Here is a 15,209-nt window from a genome sequence, read left to right on the forward strand (position 1 = left end):
GCATGAACTGGCGGCCAAGGGGCTGTACGTCCTGATCGCCCTGCATGTGATCGGCGCCCTGAAGCACCAGTTCGTCGACCGGGACAATGTGCTGCACCGGATGATTCCGTGGATTCCGCGCCGGCCATGAGGCCGCTGGCCGCCCTGGTTCTCGCGTTCCTGACGCTGTTCCTGACCGCCGCCGCGCCGGGGCCCTGGGTCTTCGAGCGGGAGGGGTCGCGCATCGAGATGTCGATCCGGGCCTTCGGCGCGTCGCACACCGGGCGGTTCGAGGACTTCGGCGGCTCGATGGTTCTGGATCCGGCCCGTCCGGAGCTCGCCCGGGGCACGATGATCGTTCAGGCGGCGTCCCTGAAGATGTCTCCGTCGATCGCGACCCGCCGGGCCATCGGGCCGGCCTTCCTGAACGCGGCGCAGTACCCGACCATCCGCTTCGACCTGAAGTCGCTCGAGCCGTTGGGCGGCGGCCGCTATACGGCCCGCGCCGACATCACGATGAAGGGCCGCACGCGGCCGGTCGTCTTCCCCCTGGACTTGCGCATCGACGGCGACCGGGCGCATCTGACGGGCGCGCTGACGCTGGATCGCGCGGAGTTTGGAATGGGGACCTCGGGGCCGTGGAACGGGCTGGTCGGACGGCAGGTGACGGTGCGGGTGGCGCTTCGGGCGCGGCCCAGCTGAGCGCGTCCCCCCCGAGCGCGTCCGACGCCGAGGCCGTGGCGGTCCTGAAGGCCGGCGGTCTGGTCATCCTGCCGACGGAGACGGTCTACGGCCTGGCCGCCGACGCCGGCGACGCCCGCGCGGTGGCCTCGATCTTCGAGGCCAAGGGCCGCCCGCGCTTCAACCCCCTGATCGCCCATGTCGCCGACGCCGTCCAGGCCGGCGCGGTTGCGGTGTTCGACCATCGGGCCCAGGCGCTGGCGGAAGCCTTCTGGCCCGGGCCGCTGACCATCGTGGCCCCGATCCGCGACCGGACCGGCGTCTGCGACCTGGCCCGCGCGGGCCTGGACAGCGTCGCCGTCCGCGTCCCGGGCCACGCCCGCGCCCGCGCCCTGATCTCCGCCTTCGGGCGGCCCGTGGTGGCCCCGTCGGCCAACCGCTCGGGGCGGCCCAGTCCGACGACCTTCGCGGATGCGGTCGAGGAAACGGGATTCGCCGCCGGCGCGGCCATCGACGGCGGCCCCTGCGCCGTGGGGGTCGAGAGCACGGTCGTTTCGGTGCTGGACGGCCGGGTCGCCCTGCTGCGCCCGGGCTCGGTCACCCGCGACGAACTGGAAGCCGTCGTCGGACCTCTGGACCGGGGCGGGGAGGGGCACCGCTCCCCCGGCCGCCTGGCGCTCCACTATGCGCCGGACGCCCCGGTGCGGATCGAGGCGGAGGCGGCGCAGGACGGCGAAATCCTGCTGGGGTTCGGTCCCGGGGCCGGCGATCCGCGCTGGAGCCTGAGCCCGTCGGGCGACCTGCGCGAGGCGGCGGCCAACCTGTTCCGCCGGCTGCGCGAGGCGGACCGCGAGCGCCCTTCCGGCATCGCCGTATCGCCCATCCCGGCGCAGGGCCTCGGCGAGGCGATCAACGACCGGCTGCGGAGAGCCGCCGGATTCGTCGGCTGACTACTGCGCCGTCCAGCCGCCGTCGATCGAGAAGCTGGCCCCGTTGGCCGAGGCGCCGAGGTCCGAGACCAGATACAGCATCATCCCCGTCAGCTCGTCCGTGGTGACGAACCGTTTGGTCGGCTGGGAGCCGAGGATGACGTCCTTCAGCACGGTTTCCTTCGACATGCCGCGCGTGCGGGCCTGGTCGGCGATCTGTTTCTCGACGATCGGCGTCTCGACATAGCCGGGGCACAGGGCGTTGCAGGTGATGTTGTCCTGGGCCACTTCCAGAGCCACGGTCTTGGTGAAGCCGATGACGCCGTGCTTGGCCGCGACATAGGCCGACTTGAAGGGGCTGGCGACCAGGCCGTGGGCCGAGGCGACGTTGATGATCCGGCCGCGTCCCTGGGCCTTCATGATCGGGATGGCGGCGCGGGTGGCGTAGAAGGTCGAGGACAGGTTGATGGCGATGATCTGTTCCCACTTGTCCGCCGGGAATTTCTCCACCGCCTCGACGTGCTGGACGCCGGCGTTGTTGATCAGGATGTCGACCCGGCCCAGCTGGTGCTTGCCGTAGGCGACCATGTCGGCGACCTCGTCGCCACGCAGCATGTTGGCGGCGTGATAGCGGACGCGGACGCCGCAGCTGGCCTCCATCTCCGCCCGGGTGCGTTCGATCTCGGACGGGTCGCCCAGGCCGTTCAGCACCACATCGCCGCCGCGCGAGGCGATGGCGCGGGCGAAGGCCAGGCCGATGCCCGAGGTCGAGCCCGAGATCACCGCCACCTGACCCTTCAGGTCGCCGATGTCGCGGAACGGTTCGCTCGAGGTCTGGGAGCCGTCACCGCGTTTGGGCCATTGGAACATGGGGTCTCTCGTCCGTCCGTCAGTCCGGTCAGCCTAACCGTTCGCGGTTGCGAAGGCGACAGCCGGATTTAATTTCCCGATCTGGTGAATATCCACTCTGTGTCGTTCGAGGCCGCCTTGTCAAAGCAGTAGCCGTCGCGGTCGAAGGCCTTCAGGTCCTGGGCCCGCTCGATCCGCTCGTCGATGGCGAAACGCGCCATGCCGCCCCGGGCCTTCTTGGCGAAGAAGGAGATGATGCGGCTCTCGCCGTCCCGTGATTCGCGGAAATGCGGGGTCACGACGGGGAGTTTCAGCGCCTTGGCGTCGACCGCGCCGAAATATTCCTGGCTGGCCAGATTGACCAGGGTGGGATCGGCCTGACCCTCGGCGTCGGCGTTCAGCTGTTTCGACAGCCGGTCGCCCCAGAAGTCGTAGAGGCTGGAACCGCGCCGCGTCTTCAGCCGGGTTCCCATCTCCAGCCGATAGGGCTGGATGCGGTCCAGCGGCCGCAACAGGCCGTAGAAGCCCGACAGGATGCGCAGGTGATCCTGGGCCCAGGTCAGCGCCGGCTCATCCAGCTGGCGCGCCTTCAGCCCCTCATAGACGTCGCCGGCGAAGGCGAAGGCGGCCTGGACTCCGTCGGTCGACGCCGGGTCGAAGGCCTGGAACCGTTCGCGGTTCAGCCGGGCCAGATCGTCGGAGATGCTCATCAGCTGGCGCAACTCGGACACCGTCCGGGCCCGGGCCGTCCGCGACAGGTTGGCGGTGTCGTCCTGAAAGCGCCGCTCGGAGGCGGGCAGGTCGGGCCGGGCCTCGGTGAAATCCAGCCGCTTGGCCGGGGACAGGACGATCAGCAAGGCAACAGGCTCCGGCGGCGTTCGCGTGCAGATAGGCCCGTTCGGCGACGAATTGAACCGGAGCGCCCGGCCGCGCCTAGCGATCCTGTGAATAGAGGGCCGCCAGCACCTGAGGCAGCCGGTCGGGCAGGTCCTCCGCGATCAGGCCGGGCCCGAAGCCGCGGGCCGCCTCGGCGTGCATCCACACGGCCGCCCGGGCCGCGTCGAAACTGTCCATCCGCTGGGCCATCAGGCCGCCGATCATGCCCGCCAGCACGTCGCCGGTTCCCGCCGTCGCCAGCCAGGGGACGCCGTTGTCATTGACCGCGAGCCGGCCGTCCGGGGCGGCGATGACGGTGGCCGGACCCTTGAGCACGACCACAGCCCCGGCGCGCTTCGCCGCCGCGCGCGCCCCCGCCTCCCGGCCCATGTCGAGCAGGCCGGGAAACAGCCGTTTGAACTCGCCCTCGTGCGGGGTCAGGACGTCGTCGCGGTCCAGAACGTCGAACAGGTCCGAGGGCCAGCCTTCGAACACCGTCAGTCCGTCGGCGTCCACCACCAGCGCCGCGCCGGTTCCCGCCAGGGCGCGCACATGGGCCATGGTCGCGTCGGTCACCCCGGCGGCCGGGCCGATGACCACGGCGTCCATTCCTTCCACGAGCTCCGCCAGGGCCTCCGGCGAACCGAACGGGCTGAGCATGACGGCCTCGATAGCGGGGGCGATCACCGTCGTCGCGTCGGGCGGGCACAGGATGCGCACCAGGCCCGCGCCGATCCGCAGACCTGCGCGCGCCGCCAGCCGCGCGGCGCCGGTCTGGCTGGCCTTGCCCGAGACGACGCCCAGCCGTCCGCGCGCGTGTTTGTGGGCGTTCTCGCCCGGCCAGGGCAGGGCCTTGCGCCAGTCCGGGAGGGAAACCGGGGTCATCGGGTCGGTGCTCCGTTCACGGATGGCGACGCAGGACGAAAAATGCTTGCCTTATTGTGCAATGCAATGTCCCTTTACCTCCCGTGCGCGCGGCATGATAACGCCCGCCTGGGATCGCCAATGAAAAAGATCGAAGCCGTCATCAAGCCCTTCAAGCTGGATGAAGTGAAGGAAGCGCTGCAGGACGCGGGCGTGCAAGGCATGACCGTGCTCGAGGCCAAGGGGTACGGCCGCCAGAAGGGCCATTCCGAACTGTACCGCGGCGCCGAATACGTCATCGACTTCCTGCCCAAGATCAAGATCGAGGTGGTGGTGTCGGACGACATGGTCAACTCCGTCGTCGACGCCATCCAGGCCGCCGCCCGCACCGGCAAGATCGGCGACGGCAAGATCTTCATCACCGACGTCCTCGACGTCATCCGCATTCGCACCGGCGAGACGGGCGCACAGGCCGTCTGACCCTTCCACCGGCCGTCCCTCGGGGCGGCCGTTTCTTATAACCTCCCCGAGCCACAGGACGTCGACACCATGAGCGCCAGCAAGATCCTCAAGGAGATCAAGGAGAAGGACGTCAAATACGTCGACCTCCGGTTCACCGACACCAAGGGGCGGATGCAGCACGTCACCTTCGACATCGACCTGGTGGATGACGAATTCCTGGAAGAGGGGACGATGTTCGACGGCTCGTCCATCGCCGGCTGGAAGGCGATCAACGAGTCCGACATGCTGCTGAAGCCGGACCTGACCAATTTCTGGATCGATCCCTTCTACCAGCAGACGACCCTGTTCCTGTTCTGCGACGTTCTGAACCCCGACACGGGCGAGCCCTACAACCGCGACAGCCGCTCGATGGCCAAGAAGGCCCTGGCCTATGTCCAGTCCTCGGGCGTGGGCGACACCGTCTTCTTCGGCCCGGAAGCCGAGTTCTTCATCTTCGACGACGTGCGCTGGAGCACGGCCCCGCACGACACCGGCTACACCTACGATTCGATCGAGCTGCCGGCCAATACGGGCGCGGAATATTCCGAAGGCAACATGGGTCACCGGCCGACGCACAAGGGCGGCTATTTCCCGGTCAACCCGACCGACAGCGCCCAGGACCTGCGCGGCGAGATGCTGGGCGTCATGCGCGACCTGGGCATGCAGCCCGAGAAGCACCACCACGAGGTGGCCCCGGCCCAGCACGAACTGGGCCTGAAGTTCAGCGACCTGCTGACCATGGCCGACCGCCTGCAGCTCTACAAATACGTGATCCACAACGTCGCCGCCGCCTACGGCAAGTCGGCCACCTTCATGGCCAAGCCGACCTTCGGCGACAACGGCTCGGGCATGCACGTGCACCAGTCGATCTGGCGCGACGGCAAGCCGCTGTTCGCGGGCGACAAATACGCCGGCCTGTCGGACATGTGCCTCTGGTACATCGGCGGCATCATCAAGCACGCCAAGGCCATCAACGCCTTCGCCAACTCGACGACCAACTCCTACAAGCGTCTGGTCCCCGGCTACGAAGCCCCGGTGAAGCTGGCCTATTCGTCGCGCAATCGCTCGGCGTCGATCCGCATCCCCTTCGTCAACTCGCCCAAGGCCAAACGTATCGAGGCCCGTTTCCCGGACCCGATGGGCAACCCCTATCTGACCTTCGTGGCCCTGCTCATGGCCGGCCTGGACGGCATCGAGAACCGGATCGATCCGGGCGCGGCCGCCGACAAGAACCTGTACGACCTGCCGCCGGAAGAGCGGGGCAACATCCCCGAGGTCTGCGGCAGCCTGAAGGAAGCCCTCGACAACCTCGACAAGGACCGCGCCTTCCTCAAGAAGGGCGGCGTCATGGATGACGACTTCATCGACAGCTACATCGAGCTGAAGATGGAAGAGGTGATGCGTCTGCAACTGCACCCGCACCCGGTCGAATTCGACATGTACTACAGCTGCTGATCCGCAGCCGGGACCGAACGAAAACGGCGCCGGAGGGAAAGCCCTCCGGCGCCGTTGTCATTTCTGATCCCCGGGATCTATCGGTTGGTCGTTTCGACCTCGATGCCGTCCCGGCCCGCACGCACGGTCGTGCTGTCGCCGGTGCGGACTTCAGGCCGTTCGACCACGACCGTCGGCGGCGCGACGGGCACAGGCACGGCGACCTCCCGGGTTTCCACGATGGTGCGGGTTTCAGGAGCCGCCGCGGGCGCAGCGGCCTGCTCGGCGGCGGGGGCCGCTTCCTGCTGGGTGCAGGCCGCGCCCGTCAACGCAAGCGCGGCGAGGGCGGCGGGGGCGGCGAAACGACGGATGGCGGTCATAAGAGGGTCTCCCACAAGTGATCCTGATGAACACCGGCGTACAGCGCAGGTTCCGGTCACCCTGTCCCGCTAGTGCAGGCTGACGGCGACCGGTTCCCACGTCTGCACCGGCTGGATCGTCGCCGGGAAGCTGATCCGCACGCCGCAGCCGGTGGCTCCCCGGGTGATCAGGAGCTCGCCGCCCAGCTGTTCCGAAACCGCCTCGAACAGGGGGATGTCGCGCGGGGGCGCGACATGAATGTCGCCCGCGGCCACCAGGTTCAGCGTCCGCTGGTCGCCGTCGTCGGCGAGGATGACGGCCAGGCTGGTGGCGGAGGCGCAGGACTTGAGCGTGGTCAGGTACTCCAGCAGCACCAGTCCCAGCGCCGTCGCATGCTCCAGCGGCACGTCGATGTCGCCGCCGGCGATGCGCACCTTGTCCGCCGCAAGACCGCCGCGCGAGGCCGAGGCCTGGACCAGCTTGCGGGCAAAGGCCTCGAACGGAATGCGGCTGTCGGGATTGCCGGTGAACTCGCGATGCGCGCGGGAGATCAGCAGGGTGCGCGACGCCGCGTTGGTCAGCACGCGCGAGACCATCGGATCCGCTTCCTCGCGGGCGCGAAGCTGCAGGATGGCCGAGATCAGCTGCAGGTGATCGGTCGTCCGCTGGGCGTGCTCATGGAACAATTCGGCCTGGCCCGTGGCGAGCGCCTCGACGCGGGCGTGGGTGTTCGCCAGCAGGGCGAACTGGGTCCGGATGGTGCTCAGGATATGGATCAGCAGCAGGGACGACAGCAGGAAGAAGGCCAGCGCCACCAGACCCTTGCCGTCCACGTTCCAGTGCAGGGGCACGGGTCCGAGGAAGGCGTAGACGATCGCCGTCGACAGGCCGGTGGCCAGCAGGGCGGGGCGCGCCCCCAGCCAGTAGGCCGCCAGGATCACGGCCGGATAGAAACAGGTGTAGCCGTATCCGTTGCCCATGGCCGACGACACCGTCAGCCGGACGCCCAGGGCCACGAGGACCAACCCGATCGCCGCCCAGTAGCGCGCGCCCGGAATGGACTGCAATCGCGCCATCACGGCGGCGGAAGGCGGCGTCAGCGAAAAGACCGGTGCAGTCATGTCTCGTTCCCGGCCCTCAGGTTGCGGCGTCCGCGGTCTTGCGGCGCATCTCGATCAGACGCACGCACCAGATGGAGATTTCATACAGCAGCACCAGCGGCACGGCGAGCATCAGCTGGCTGATGGGGTCGGGCGGCGTCACCACGGCGGCGACCACCACCACGGCGACGATGGCGTAGCGCCGGCCCTCGGCCATCAGCTTCGAGCTGACGATGCCCGCGAGGCCGAGAAGGGTCATCACAACGGGCAGCTGGAAGCACAGGCCGAACGCCAGGATCAGCGCCGTCGCCAGGCTCATATACTCGGACACCTTGGGCAGCAGGGCGGCGGTGACGCCTTCGGCCACGATGCCCTGGTTGAGCGAGAACAGCATCACGATGGGCAGCATGACGTAGTAGACGAGGGCGGCGCCGATGAGGAACAGCACCGGCGCGGCGATCAGGAACGGCAGGAAGGCGCCGCGCTCATTGCGGTACAGGCCGGGGGCCACGAACCGGTACAGCTGGAAGGCGAGGATGGGGAAGGCCGCGACGACGGCGCCCAGGCCGGCCAGCTTCATCTTCACAAACAGGATTTCCAGCGGCGCCGTGTAGATCAGTTGCGCGGTCTCGTGCTGGCCCTCCACCAGCGGCTTCAGCCCGACCATCGTCAGGATCAGGTCCTGCATCGACACGTTGTGGCCGCCCGCGGCCTGCAGGGCGCTGGCCACCACATAGGGTTTGACGAGGAAGACGTAGAGCGGGCTGGCGAAATAGAAGCAGACCAGGAAGGCGAGGATGAAGGCGACCACGCAGATCAGCAGCCGGCCGCGCAGCTCGATCAGGTGGTCCATCAGGGGCGCGCGCGACGCCTCGATCTCGTTTTCGTCGCGGTCCAGGGTCACAGGTCGACCTTCCGGGCGCGGACGGGCGTCGCCTTGCCGCTGGCGGCCTTGATCGATGCGGCCGGTTTGGCCTTGGCCGGCGCCTTCCGGGCCGGCTTCGCCCTGGGCTTCGCCTTGGGCGGGGCAGCCGCGACCGGCGTTTCAAGCGGCGCCATGACGGGCGGGCTGTCGGGCCATTCGTCGGGCGCGGACAGCATGGGCGGGTTGACCGGCTTGTTCAGATCGTCGCGGATTTCCCTGAAGGCCGCGTCGGCGTCCGCGCCGAGGGCGTGCATGCCCTGACCGGTGCGCAGCGCCTCGACCTCCTTGCGCAGCTCGTCCAGTTCGGACTGGCGCGCCATCTCGTCGAAGCTGGAACGGAATTCATTGGCCATGCCCCGGGCCTTGGCGACCCAGTTGCCCAGCTTGCGCAGAAGCAGCGGCAGACGCTCGGGCCCCACCACCAGCAGGGCCACGACCGCGATCACCAGATATTCGCCGCCCCCGATTCCGGGACCCAGGCCACCCATGCGTCAGGTCTCCGACGTCAAATGCGGCTTACGATTTCAGGTCTTCTTTTTCGGCGTCCGTGCGGGGCAGGGCGCCCGCGCGCTCATCCGACGGCTTGTTCTCGTCGGTGTCCTTGAGGCCGTCCTTGAAGGCTTTCACGCCCTTGGCGGCGTCGCCCATCAGGCCCGACAGCTTGCCGCGGCCGCCGAACAGCAGAAGCACGATGATGGCGACGATGGCCCAGTGCCAGATGCTGAATGAACCCACAGACAACTCTCCTCAGTCAGGCCGGGTCGGCCCGGTCGAAATCTCTCGCCGCATATAGGCCGTTCAGTGGCGCGACGCCAAGCGATTGCGGCGTCAGGCCGTCGCGGTGTTGTCGCGGATCCAGGCGGCGAGGGCGTCTTCATCCAGCTGGCTCGCCGCGACGGCGTAGAAGGTGGCGATGGCGTCGTCGTCCGTCGCGGTCAAGGTCCAGCCATTGAGTTCCAGAAATACGCCCAAGGCGAGGAAGGCCGCGCGCTTGTTGCCGTCGATGAAGGGGTGGTTCTTGGCCAGACCGACGCCATAGGTCGCCGCCAGATCGCGAACGTCCTCGACGCCTTCATAGCTCCAGCGATTGAAGGGCCGTGACAGGGCTGATTCCAGCAACCCTTCGTCCCGCAGGCCGGATGAGCCGCCGGTGCGCGCCAGCACATAGTCGTGCAGCGTGACGATGTCGGCCATGACGAGCCACCGCGGCTCGGTGGTCATTTGGCCAGGGCTTCGAAGGTCTTGATGTAGCGCTCGACAAACGCCTTGCCGCGTTCGACGGCGTTGGCTTCCGCGATCTCGACCGAAACGACGTCGCCGACCGCCGCGCCCAAAGCCGCCAGATCGGTTTCATCCAGCTGGATGACCGGCTTTCCGGCGACTTGTTCGATCTTCAGATGGATCATGGCGTCTCTCCTGCTTAGGAACATACGCCAAACCGGATTCGCCTCAAACCAGTCGGGGCGGGTGTTCGCTCCTGAAGGTCCCCTCTTGTCCCACGTCATCATCCACACCGACGGCGCCTGCAAGGGCAATCCCGGCCCCGGCGGCTGGGGCGCGATCCTTCAGACCGGCGGCGGTCACGAGAAGGAGCTGTGGGGCGGCGAGCCGCTGACGACCAACAACCGCATGGAGCTGATGGGGGCGATCAGCGCGCTGGAGGCCCTGACACGGCCCTGCCGCGTCGATCTGCACACCGACAGCAAATACGTCATGACCGGCATCACCGAATGGATCCGGGGCTGGAAGGCGCGCGGCTGGAAGACGGCGGACAGGAAGCCGGTCAAGAACGAGGACCTGTGGCGGCGTCTCGACGAGGCCCGGGCCCGTCACGACGTCAAATGGCACTGGGTCAAGGGCCACGCCGGCCATGAGCTGAACGAGCGCGCCGACGGCCTCGCGAATCGCGGGATCACGGATATGAAGTCGGCCTGATCCTCAGGGAACGGGTCGGTAGTCGAAGCCGCCGGTCTCGACCCAGGCGCCGTTGATCTGGTGCTGGCTGCGGATGCGATAGACGCCGTCCGTGAGGGTGGTCTGCGCGCGTACGGCCTCGATCCCGTCCAGTCCGTGCACGACCTGTTCGAACTCGAACGCGCCCGGCCCCAGGACCTTGACCGTGCCCGTGGTGTAGAAGCCGCCGCTGGTCGCATAGAACGAGACCAGCCCGCCCTTGTCCGGATCGAAGGCGATCAGGGTGTCGCCCTGATAGGCTCCGCCGGCGGCGGAATGGGTGCTGCGGATCGCCTGACCGCCGGCTGTCCGTTCGAACCGGACCTCGTCCGTGACATTGGCGTCCGTGATGGACGCGCCGCGCCAAGGCTTGCCCATCAACGGGTCGAACGCGGCCAGCGCCTGTTCAGTCGGGGTCGGCGCGGCCCGGGCGGCAGCGGGCGCCGGCGCGTCCTGTGCAGGCAGAGGGGCCCAGAGAAGGGCCGCCGCCGCTGCAAGGGCCGGGATCATGCAGGGCGGACCTTCAGCTTGGGCCCGTCGATCGATTCGACCACGACGCTCTCGCCGATCAGCGGTCCCGCACCGTCGATTTCGGCCACCCATTCAGCGCCCGAGACGAAGACCCGTCCGCGGCCGTCCACGAACGGCTGGACCACCTGCGCGCGCTGGCCGACCAGTCGGCTGTCACGGGCGTTGATGTCCGGACTGTCGCTGGGGTTCACGCGCTGGATCAGGCGGCGCGACAGCAGGGTCATGGCCACGGTCAGGACCGCGAACAGGGCGACCTCGCCGAGGAAGCTCAGCGGCAGGCCCAGGGCGGTGACCACGGCCACCATGCCCGCCGACACCGCCGGCCACAGCAGCCATTCGGTCGAGAAGGCGGCCTCGACCGCCAGCAGGATCACGCCCAGGGCCAGCCAGATCCAGAACGGCTGGGCGGCGTGCAGGTCGATCAGGGCTTCCATGGATCAGGTCCTCGGAACGGCGGGACGGGGCGGACGCGGCGGCGCGGGCGGCTTGGGCGGGGTCGGAGCCGACGGCGGATCGCGACGCACGTCAGTCCGGCTCTGTTGCTGTTCGCGGGCCAGGCCGACCAGTTCGCCCAAGCCGGCGATGGTGCCGACCAGTCCGCTCATCTCGGCGGGGACGATGACGGTCTTGGCGGTCGGGTTGCGCGCCAGTTCGGCGAAGGCCTCGACGTATTTCTGGGCGACGAAGTAGTTGATCGCATTGACGTCGCCGCGGGCGATGGCTTCCGACACCATGGCCGTGGCCTTGGCCTCGGCCTCGGCGGCGCGTTCCCGGGCCTCGGCGTCGCGGAAGGCGGCTTCCTTGCGGCCCTCGGACTGAAGGATGGCCGACTGTTTGGCGCCCTCGGCGCGCGCGATGGCGGCCTGTTTCTCGCCCTCGGCCTCGGTGATGACCGCGCGCTTCTCGCGTTCGGCCTTCATCTGGCGGGCCATGGCGTTGGTGATGTCCGCCGGCGGGGTCAGGTCCTTGATCTCGATACGGTTGACCTTGACGCCCCAGGGCTCGGTCGCCGCGTCGATCACGGTCAGCAGGCGCGAGTTGATCGAGTCGCGCTGGAACAGGACCTCGTCCAGCTCCATCGAACCGACCACGGTGCGCAGGTTGGTCATGCACAGCTGGGTGATGGCGTAGGGCAGGTTCTCGACCCGATAGGCGGCCGAGGCGGCGTCCATCACCTGGATGAAGACGATGGCGTCGACCTTCACCATGGCGTTGTCCTTGGTGATGACCTCCTGCTGGGGCACGTCCAGGACCTGCTCCATCATGTTCATGCGCCGGCCGATCCGCTCCACGAAGGGCGTCAGAATGCTGATGCCCGGCGACAGGGTGCGGGTGTATTTGCCGAAACGTTCGACAGTCATTTCGCGCCCTTGCGGCACGATCTTGACCACGCTGAACAGGAGAACGAAGGCCAGCGCGACCAGAGCAACGGTGAATAGAACGGACGTGTCCATGAAGCCTCCCAAATCCCGCTCAGGTTAGCACCCTGTGGCCCGCGCGCCACAGAAACCGGACAGGCCGAAGATGACATCCGCGTAATGAAAAGGGCGGCCCCCGTCGGGAGCCGCCCTTTCGTCACGCTGTCGCGGCGGACTATTCCTCGTTGATGACCAGTTCCTCGCCTTCCAGCTCGCAGAAATTGACCTCCGCGACCTGAACCGAATCGCCGTCCGAGAAGTCGGCGCGGATGTCGTAGACGCACTCCGGCAGGCCGTCGTCGATCGAGATCTCGATGCTCTCGCCCGAACCCAGGACGTCGGCGCCGAAGATGTCCTCTTCCCATTCGTTGGTCGACGGCAGGGAGATGAACAGGGCCGTCAGCACGTGCTCGGTGTTGTTGGTCAGGGTGAAGTCGATCGACTCCGTCTGCGCCGAGGCGGCGGGCGCGAGCAGGGCGGCCGAGGCGGCGAGCGCCGCCACGAGGTTGCGGATAGACATGATGATGTTCCCCACCGGCCGATCGCCGGAAAGGCAGAGCTTGTCACGTCGCAGAACGTTGGTCGCGTCCCAAATCGTGGGACACTTTCGCAAGGGCGATGATCCGGCGTGTTTCCGACCAGCTGACCAGCGCCTCGACCTGGTCCAGAGGCACGAACCGCGCGTCCGTCGCGTCGTCGCCGGCGACCGGCTCGCCCGATACCCAGCGTGCGGCGTAGTCGATCAGCACATAGTGGCGGCCCGCCTCCGCGAAGACGCCGTCGACGACATCGATCAGGCCGGTGATCTCCGCCTCGACGCCCGTTTCCTCGCGCAGTTCGCGCAGGGCGGCGTCGACCAGTCGTTCGCCGGGCTCGATCCGCCCGCCGGGCAGGCTCCATTCCCCCTGCCGGGGCGGGGTTCCACGCCGGATCAGCAGCACCTCGTCGCCGCGCAGGCAGACGACGCCGACGGCGGGAACGGGCGAGGGAAGGGCGGTCGTCATCGCTCCTCTTTATCCCGTCATCCTCGGGCTTGTCCCGAGGACCCATCGTTCGGCTGACCCGGACCTTCAGCCGAGGCGCACTACGGGGTCCTGCGAGTGGTCCAGGTGGCCCGTGCGAAGGAGAGATGGGTCCTCGGGACAAGCCCGAGGATGACGGTGTTGGGGGTGGCGCGAGAGCCGTCGCTTTGAGACAAGGGATTCATGACCCCGCCCTCCGCCGCCGCGCTCGAAGCCCTGAAATCCGCCGCGGGGACCGGCGGCTGGACCGACGATCCGGCCGAGATCGCCCCCTGGCTGACCGAATGGCGCAACCGCTGGCAGGGCCACACGCCGCTGATGCTGACCCCCCGCTCGACGGAGGAGACGGCCCGGCTGGTCGCCCTCTGCGCCGAACACCGTGTCGCCATCACCCCCCAGGGCGGCGACACCGGCCTTGTGGGCGGCCAGATACCCTATGGCGAGGTCCTGCTGTCGACCCGCAAGCTCCGCGCGATCCGCGACGTCACCCCGCTGGACGACGCCATGACGGTCGAGGCGGGCGTCACCCTGCTGGAAGCCCAGCAGGCCGCCGCCGCCGCTGACCGGTTGTTCCCGCTCAGCCTCGCGGCCGAGGGCACGGCGACCATCGGCGGCGTCGTCTCGACCAACGCGGGCGGCACCGCCGTCATCCGCTACGGCGTCATGCGCGATCTGGTGCTGGGGCTGGAGGCCGTGCTGCCGGACGGCCAGATCTTCCACGGCCTTAAACGGCTGCGGAAGGACAACACCGGCTACGACCTCAAACAGCTGCTGATCGGCGCCGAGGGCACGCTCGGCGTGGTCACCGCCGCGACCCTGAAGCTGTTCCCGGTCATGCGCAGCCGGGCGACGGCCGTGGTCGGGCTGGAGACGCCCGCCGCCGCCATCGACCTGCTGGCCCGCGCCAAGGCCGAGACCGGCGGCGGGGTCGAGGCCTTCGAACTGATGAAGCGGATCGGCATGGGCTTCGTCCTGGCCCACATCCCCGACACCCGCGAGCCGCTGGACAGCACCCCGCCCTGGTACGTCCTGATCGAACTGGTCTCGGGCGAGCCCGGAGCCGCCGACGCCGCCATGGAGCGGCTGCTCACCCACGCCTTCGAAACCGGCCTGATCACCGACGCCGCCATCGCCCAGAACGACGCCCAGCGCGCCGCCTTCTGGAAGGTGCGCGAGGAGCAGTCGGCGGCCCAGAAGCCCGAGGGCGGCGGCTGGAAGCACGATGTCTCGGTGCCCGTCTCGCGCATCGCCGACTTCCTGGAGGAGGCCACGGCCGCCGTCGAACGCTTCCATCCGGGCGCCCGGGTCAGCGCCTTCGGCCACGTCGGCGACGGCAATATGCACTATGACGTGCTGTGCCCGCCCGGCGGCGACCGTCCGGCCTTCCTCGCCCGCTGGGCCGAGGGATCGCAGATCGTGCACGACATCGTGGCCCGCTACGACGGCTCCATCTCGGCCGAACACGGCCTGGGCCGGCTCAAGACCGAGGAGGCCCGGCGCTACAAGTCCTCGCTGGAAATCGCGGCCATGCAGGGCATCCGCGCCGCCTTCGATCCGAACCGCATCATGAACCCGGGCGTTCTGTTCTGATCGCCCGGCTTGCCCGCACAATCCGTTCGGCCTAGCCATGCCGCCTCGATTCAACACCGCCGGAGCCCCCTCATGACCCTCGCCCTCCTGTTCCCGGGACAAGGCAGCCAGTCGGTCGGCATGGGCGCGGCCCTGGCCGACGCCTTCGCCTCGGCCCGCGCCGTCTTCGCCGAGGTCGACGAGGCCCTGGGCCAGAA

22 protein-coding genes and 1 pseudogene are annotated in these 15,209 nt (G+C 68.5%); 8 read left to right on the forward strand and 15 right to left on the reverse strand.

Features of this window, described 5'->3' with window-relative positions:
• Positions 1-46: 46 nt before the first annotated feature.
• The 3 genes from V6M42_RS01490 to V6M42_RS01500 are packed head-to-tail and all read left to right on the forward strand — an operon-like array spanning position 47 to position 1,610.
• Positions 47-130, forward strand: coding sequence for a hypothetical protein (locus V6M42_RS01490; protein WP_332676684.1), 84 nt, complete (start codon positions 47-49; stop codon positions 128-130).
• Positions 109-681, forward strand: a complete 573-nt coding sequence (locus tag V6M42_RS01495; protein ID WP_332676671.1) for a YceI family protein — start codon at positions 109-111, stop codon at positions 679-681. The genes V6M42_RS01490 and V6M42_RS01495 overlap by 22 nt, the downstream gene beginning before the upstream one ends.
• 35 nt (positions 682-716) lie before the next feature.
• The gene (locus tag V6M42_RS01500; protein ID WP_332660215.1) at positions 717-1,610 is read left to right on the forward strand and encodes an L-threonylcarbamoyladenylate synthase; all 894 of its coding nucleotides are present in this window, start codon (positions 717-719) and stop codon (positions 1,608-1,610) included.
• On the opposite strand, the gene V6M42_RS01505 is transcribed toward V6M42_RS01500, so the two are convergent.
• The 3 genes from V6M42_RS01505 to V6M42_RS01515 form a co-directional block, all read right to left on the reverse strand.
• Positions 1,611-2,459, reverse strand: a complete 849-nt coding sequence (locus V6M42_RS01505) for a 3-hydroxybutyrate dehydrogenase (protein ID WP_332660213.1) — start codon at positions 2,457-2,459, stop codon at positions 1,611-1,613.
• A 68-nt stretch (positions 2,460-2,527) separates the two neighbouring features.
• Positions 2,528-3,295: a peroxide stress protein YaaA gene (gene yaaA / locus V6M42_RS01510; protein ID WP_332676673.1), complete on the reverse strand. Its 768-nt coding sequence runs from the start codon at positions 3,293-3,295 to the stop codon at positions 2,528-2,530.
• Positions 3,296-3,371: 76 nt separating this feature from the next.
• The gene (locus V6M42_RS01515) at positions 3,372-4,199 is read right to left on the reverse strand and encodes an NAD(P)H-hydrate dehydratase (protein ID WP_332660209.1); all 828 of its coding nucleotides are present in this window, start codon (positions 4,197-4,199) and stop codon (positions 3,372-3,374) included.
• A 120-nt stretch (positions 4,200-4,319) separates the two neighbouring features.
• On the opposite strand from V6M42_RS01515, the gene V6M42_RS01520 reads away from it, so the two are divergent.
• The gene (locus tag V6M42_RS01520) at positions 4,320-4,658 is read left to right on the forward strand and encodes a P-II family nitrogen regulator (protein ID WP_332660207.1); all 339 of its coding nucleotides are present in this window, start codon (positions 4,320-4,322) and stop codon (positions 4,656-4,658) included.
• A gap of 69 nt (positions 4,659-4,727) precedes the next feature.
• Positions 4,728-6,134, forward strand: a complete 1,407-nt coding sequence (gene glnA / locus V6M42_RS01525; protein ID WP_332676675.1) for a type I glutamate--ammonia ligase — start codon at positions 4,728-4,730, stop codon at positions 6,132-6,134.
• A 77-nt stretch (positions 6,135-6,211) separates the two neighbouring features.
• Here glnA and V6M42_RS01530 read toward each other — a convergent pair whose 3' ends face one another.
• The 7 genes from V6M42_RS01530 to V6M42_RS01560 form a co-directional block, all read right to left on the reverse strand.
• Entirely contained in the window at positions 6,212-6,493 is a 282-nt protein-coding gene (locus V6M42_RS01530) for a hypothetical protein (RefSeq protein WP_332660413.1), read from the reverse strand.
• Between the two features lie 69 nt (positions 6,494-6,562).
• On the reverse strand, positions 6,563-7,594 hold the full coding sequence (locus V6M42_RS01535) for a histidine kinase dimerization/phosphoacceptor domain -containing protein (RefSeq protein ID WP_332660414.1): 1,032 nt from the start codon (positions 7,592-7,594) through the stop codon (positions 6,563-6,565).
• 16 nt (positions 7,595-7,610) lie between these two features.
• On the reverse strand, positions 7,611-8,426 hold the full coding sequence (tatC, locus tag V6M42_RS01540) for a twin-arginine translocase subunit TatC (RefSeq protein ID WP_332660486.1): 816 nt from the start codon (positions 8,424-8,426) through the stop codon (positions 7,611-7,613).
• Positions 8,427-8,473: 47 nt separating this feature from the next.
• Positions 8,474-8,986: a Sec-independent protein translocase protein TatB gene (tatB, locus tag V6M42_RS01545; RefSeq protein ID WP_332676676.1), complete on the reverse strand. Its 513-nt coding sequence runs from the start codon at positions 8,984-8,986 to the stop codon at positions 8,474-8,476.
• Positions 8,987-9,014: 28 nt separating this feature from the next.
• Positions 9,015-9,233: a twin-arginine translocase TatA/TatE family subunit gene (locus V6M42_RS01550; protein ID WP_332660417.1), complete on the reverse strand. Its 219-nt coding sequence runs from the start codon at positions 9,231-9,233 to the stop codon at positions 9,015-9,017.
• A 93-nt stretch (positions 9,234-9,326) separates the two neighbouring features.
• Positions 9,327-9,719, reverse strand: a complete 393-nt coding sequence (locus V6M42_RS01555) for a type II toxin-antitoxin system death-on-curing family toxin (protein ID WP_332676678.1) — start codon at positions 9,717-9,719, stop codon at positions 9,327-9,329.
• Positions 9,716-9,904: a hypothetical protein gene (locus V6M42_RS01560; protein WP_332660420.1), complete on the reverse strand. Its 189-nt coding sequence runs from the start codon at positions 9,902-9,904 to the stop codon at positions 9,716-9,718. The genes V6M42_RS01555 and V6M42_RS01560 overlap by 4 nt, the downstream gene beginning before the upstream one ends.
• Positions 9,905-9,989: 85 nt before the next feature.
• Here V6M42_RS01560 and rnhA point away from each other — a divergent pair, with 85 nt between their 5' ends.
• Complete coding sequence (gene rnhA / locus V6M42_RS01565; RefSeq protein ID WP_442880906.1) at positions 9,990-10,433, forward strand: ribonuclease HI; 444 nt, start codon at positions 9,990-9,992, stop codon at positions 10,431-10,433.
• Between the two features lie 3 nt (positions 10,434-10,436).
• On the opposite strand, the gene V6M42_RS01570 is transcribed toward rnhA, so the two are convergent.
• From V6M42_RS01570 to V6M42_RS01590, 5 genes are all read right to left on the reverse strand, one after another.
• A complete protein-coding gene (locus tag V6M42_RS01570; protein ID WP_332660423.1) occupies positions 10,437-10,961 on the reverse strand; it encodes a hypothetical protein in 525 nt (174 codons plus the stop codon).
• Positions 10,958-11,416, reverse strand: a complete 459-nt coding sequence (locus tag V6M42_RS01575; RefSeq protein WP_332676680.1) for an NfeD family protein — start codon at positions 11,414-11,416, stop codon at positions 10,958-10,960. The genes V6M42_RS01570 and V6M42_RS01575 overlap by 4 nt, the downstream gene beginning before the upstream one ends.
• Positions 11,417-11,419: 3 nt before the next feature.
• On the reverse strand, positions 11,420-12,436 hold the full coding sequence (locus V6M42_RS01580; RefSeq protein ID WP_332660427.1) for an SPFH domain-containing protein: 1,017 nt from the start codon (positions 12,434-12,436) through the stop codon (positions 11,420-11,422).
• Positions 12,437-12,575: 139 nt separating this feature from the next.
• Positions 12,576-12,920, reverse strand: a complete 345-nt coding sequence (locus tag V6M42_RS01585; RefSeq protein WP_332660428.1) for a hypothetical protein — start codon at positions 12,918-12,920, stop codon at positions 12,576-12,578.
• Positions 12,921-12,963: 43 nt separating this feature from the next.
• Positions 12,964-13,404 (reverse strand): NUDIX hydrolase, encoded by a 441-nt coding sequence (locus V6M42_RS01590; protein ID WP_332676682.1) that lies wholly within the window; start codon positions 13,402-13,404, stop codon positions 12,964-12,966.
• A gap of 201 nt (positions 13,405-13,605) precedes the next feature.
• Between V6M42_RS01590 and V6M42_RS01595 the strand changes: the two genes are divergently transcribed.
• Positions 13,606-15,012 (forward strand): FAD-binding oxidoreductase, encoded by a 1,407-nt coding sequence (locus tag V6M42_RS01595; protein ID WP_332676683.1) that lies wholly within the window; start codon positions 13,606-13,608, stop codon positions 15,010-15,012.
• A 72-nt stretch (positions 15,013-15,084) separates the two neighbouring features.
• Positions 15,085-15,209, forward strand: a pseudogene (locus V6M42_RS01600) (ACP S-malonyltransferase); the annotation flags it as partial.

The organism is Brevundimonas sp., assembly GCF_036677305.1.
In the GTDB taxonomy this organism is placed as follows: Bacteria; Pseudomonadota; Alphaproteobacteria; order Caulobacterales; family Caulobacteraceae; genus Brevundimonas.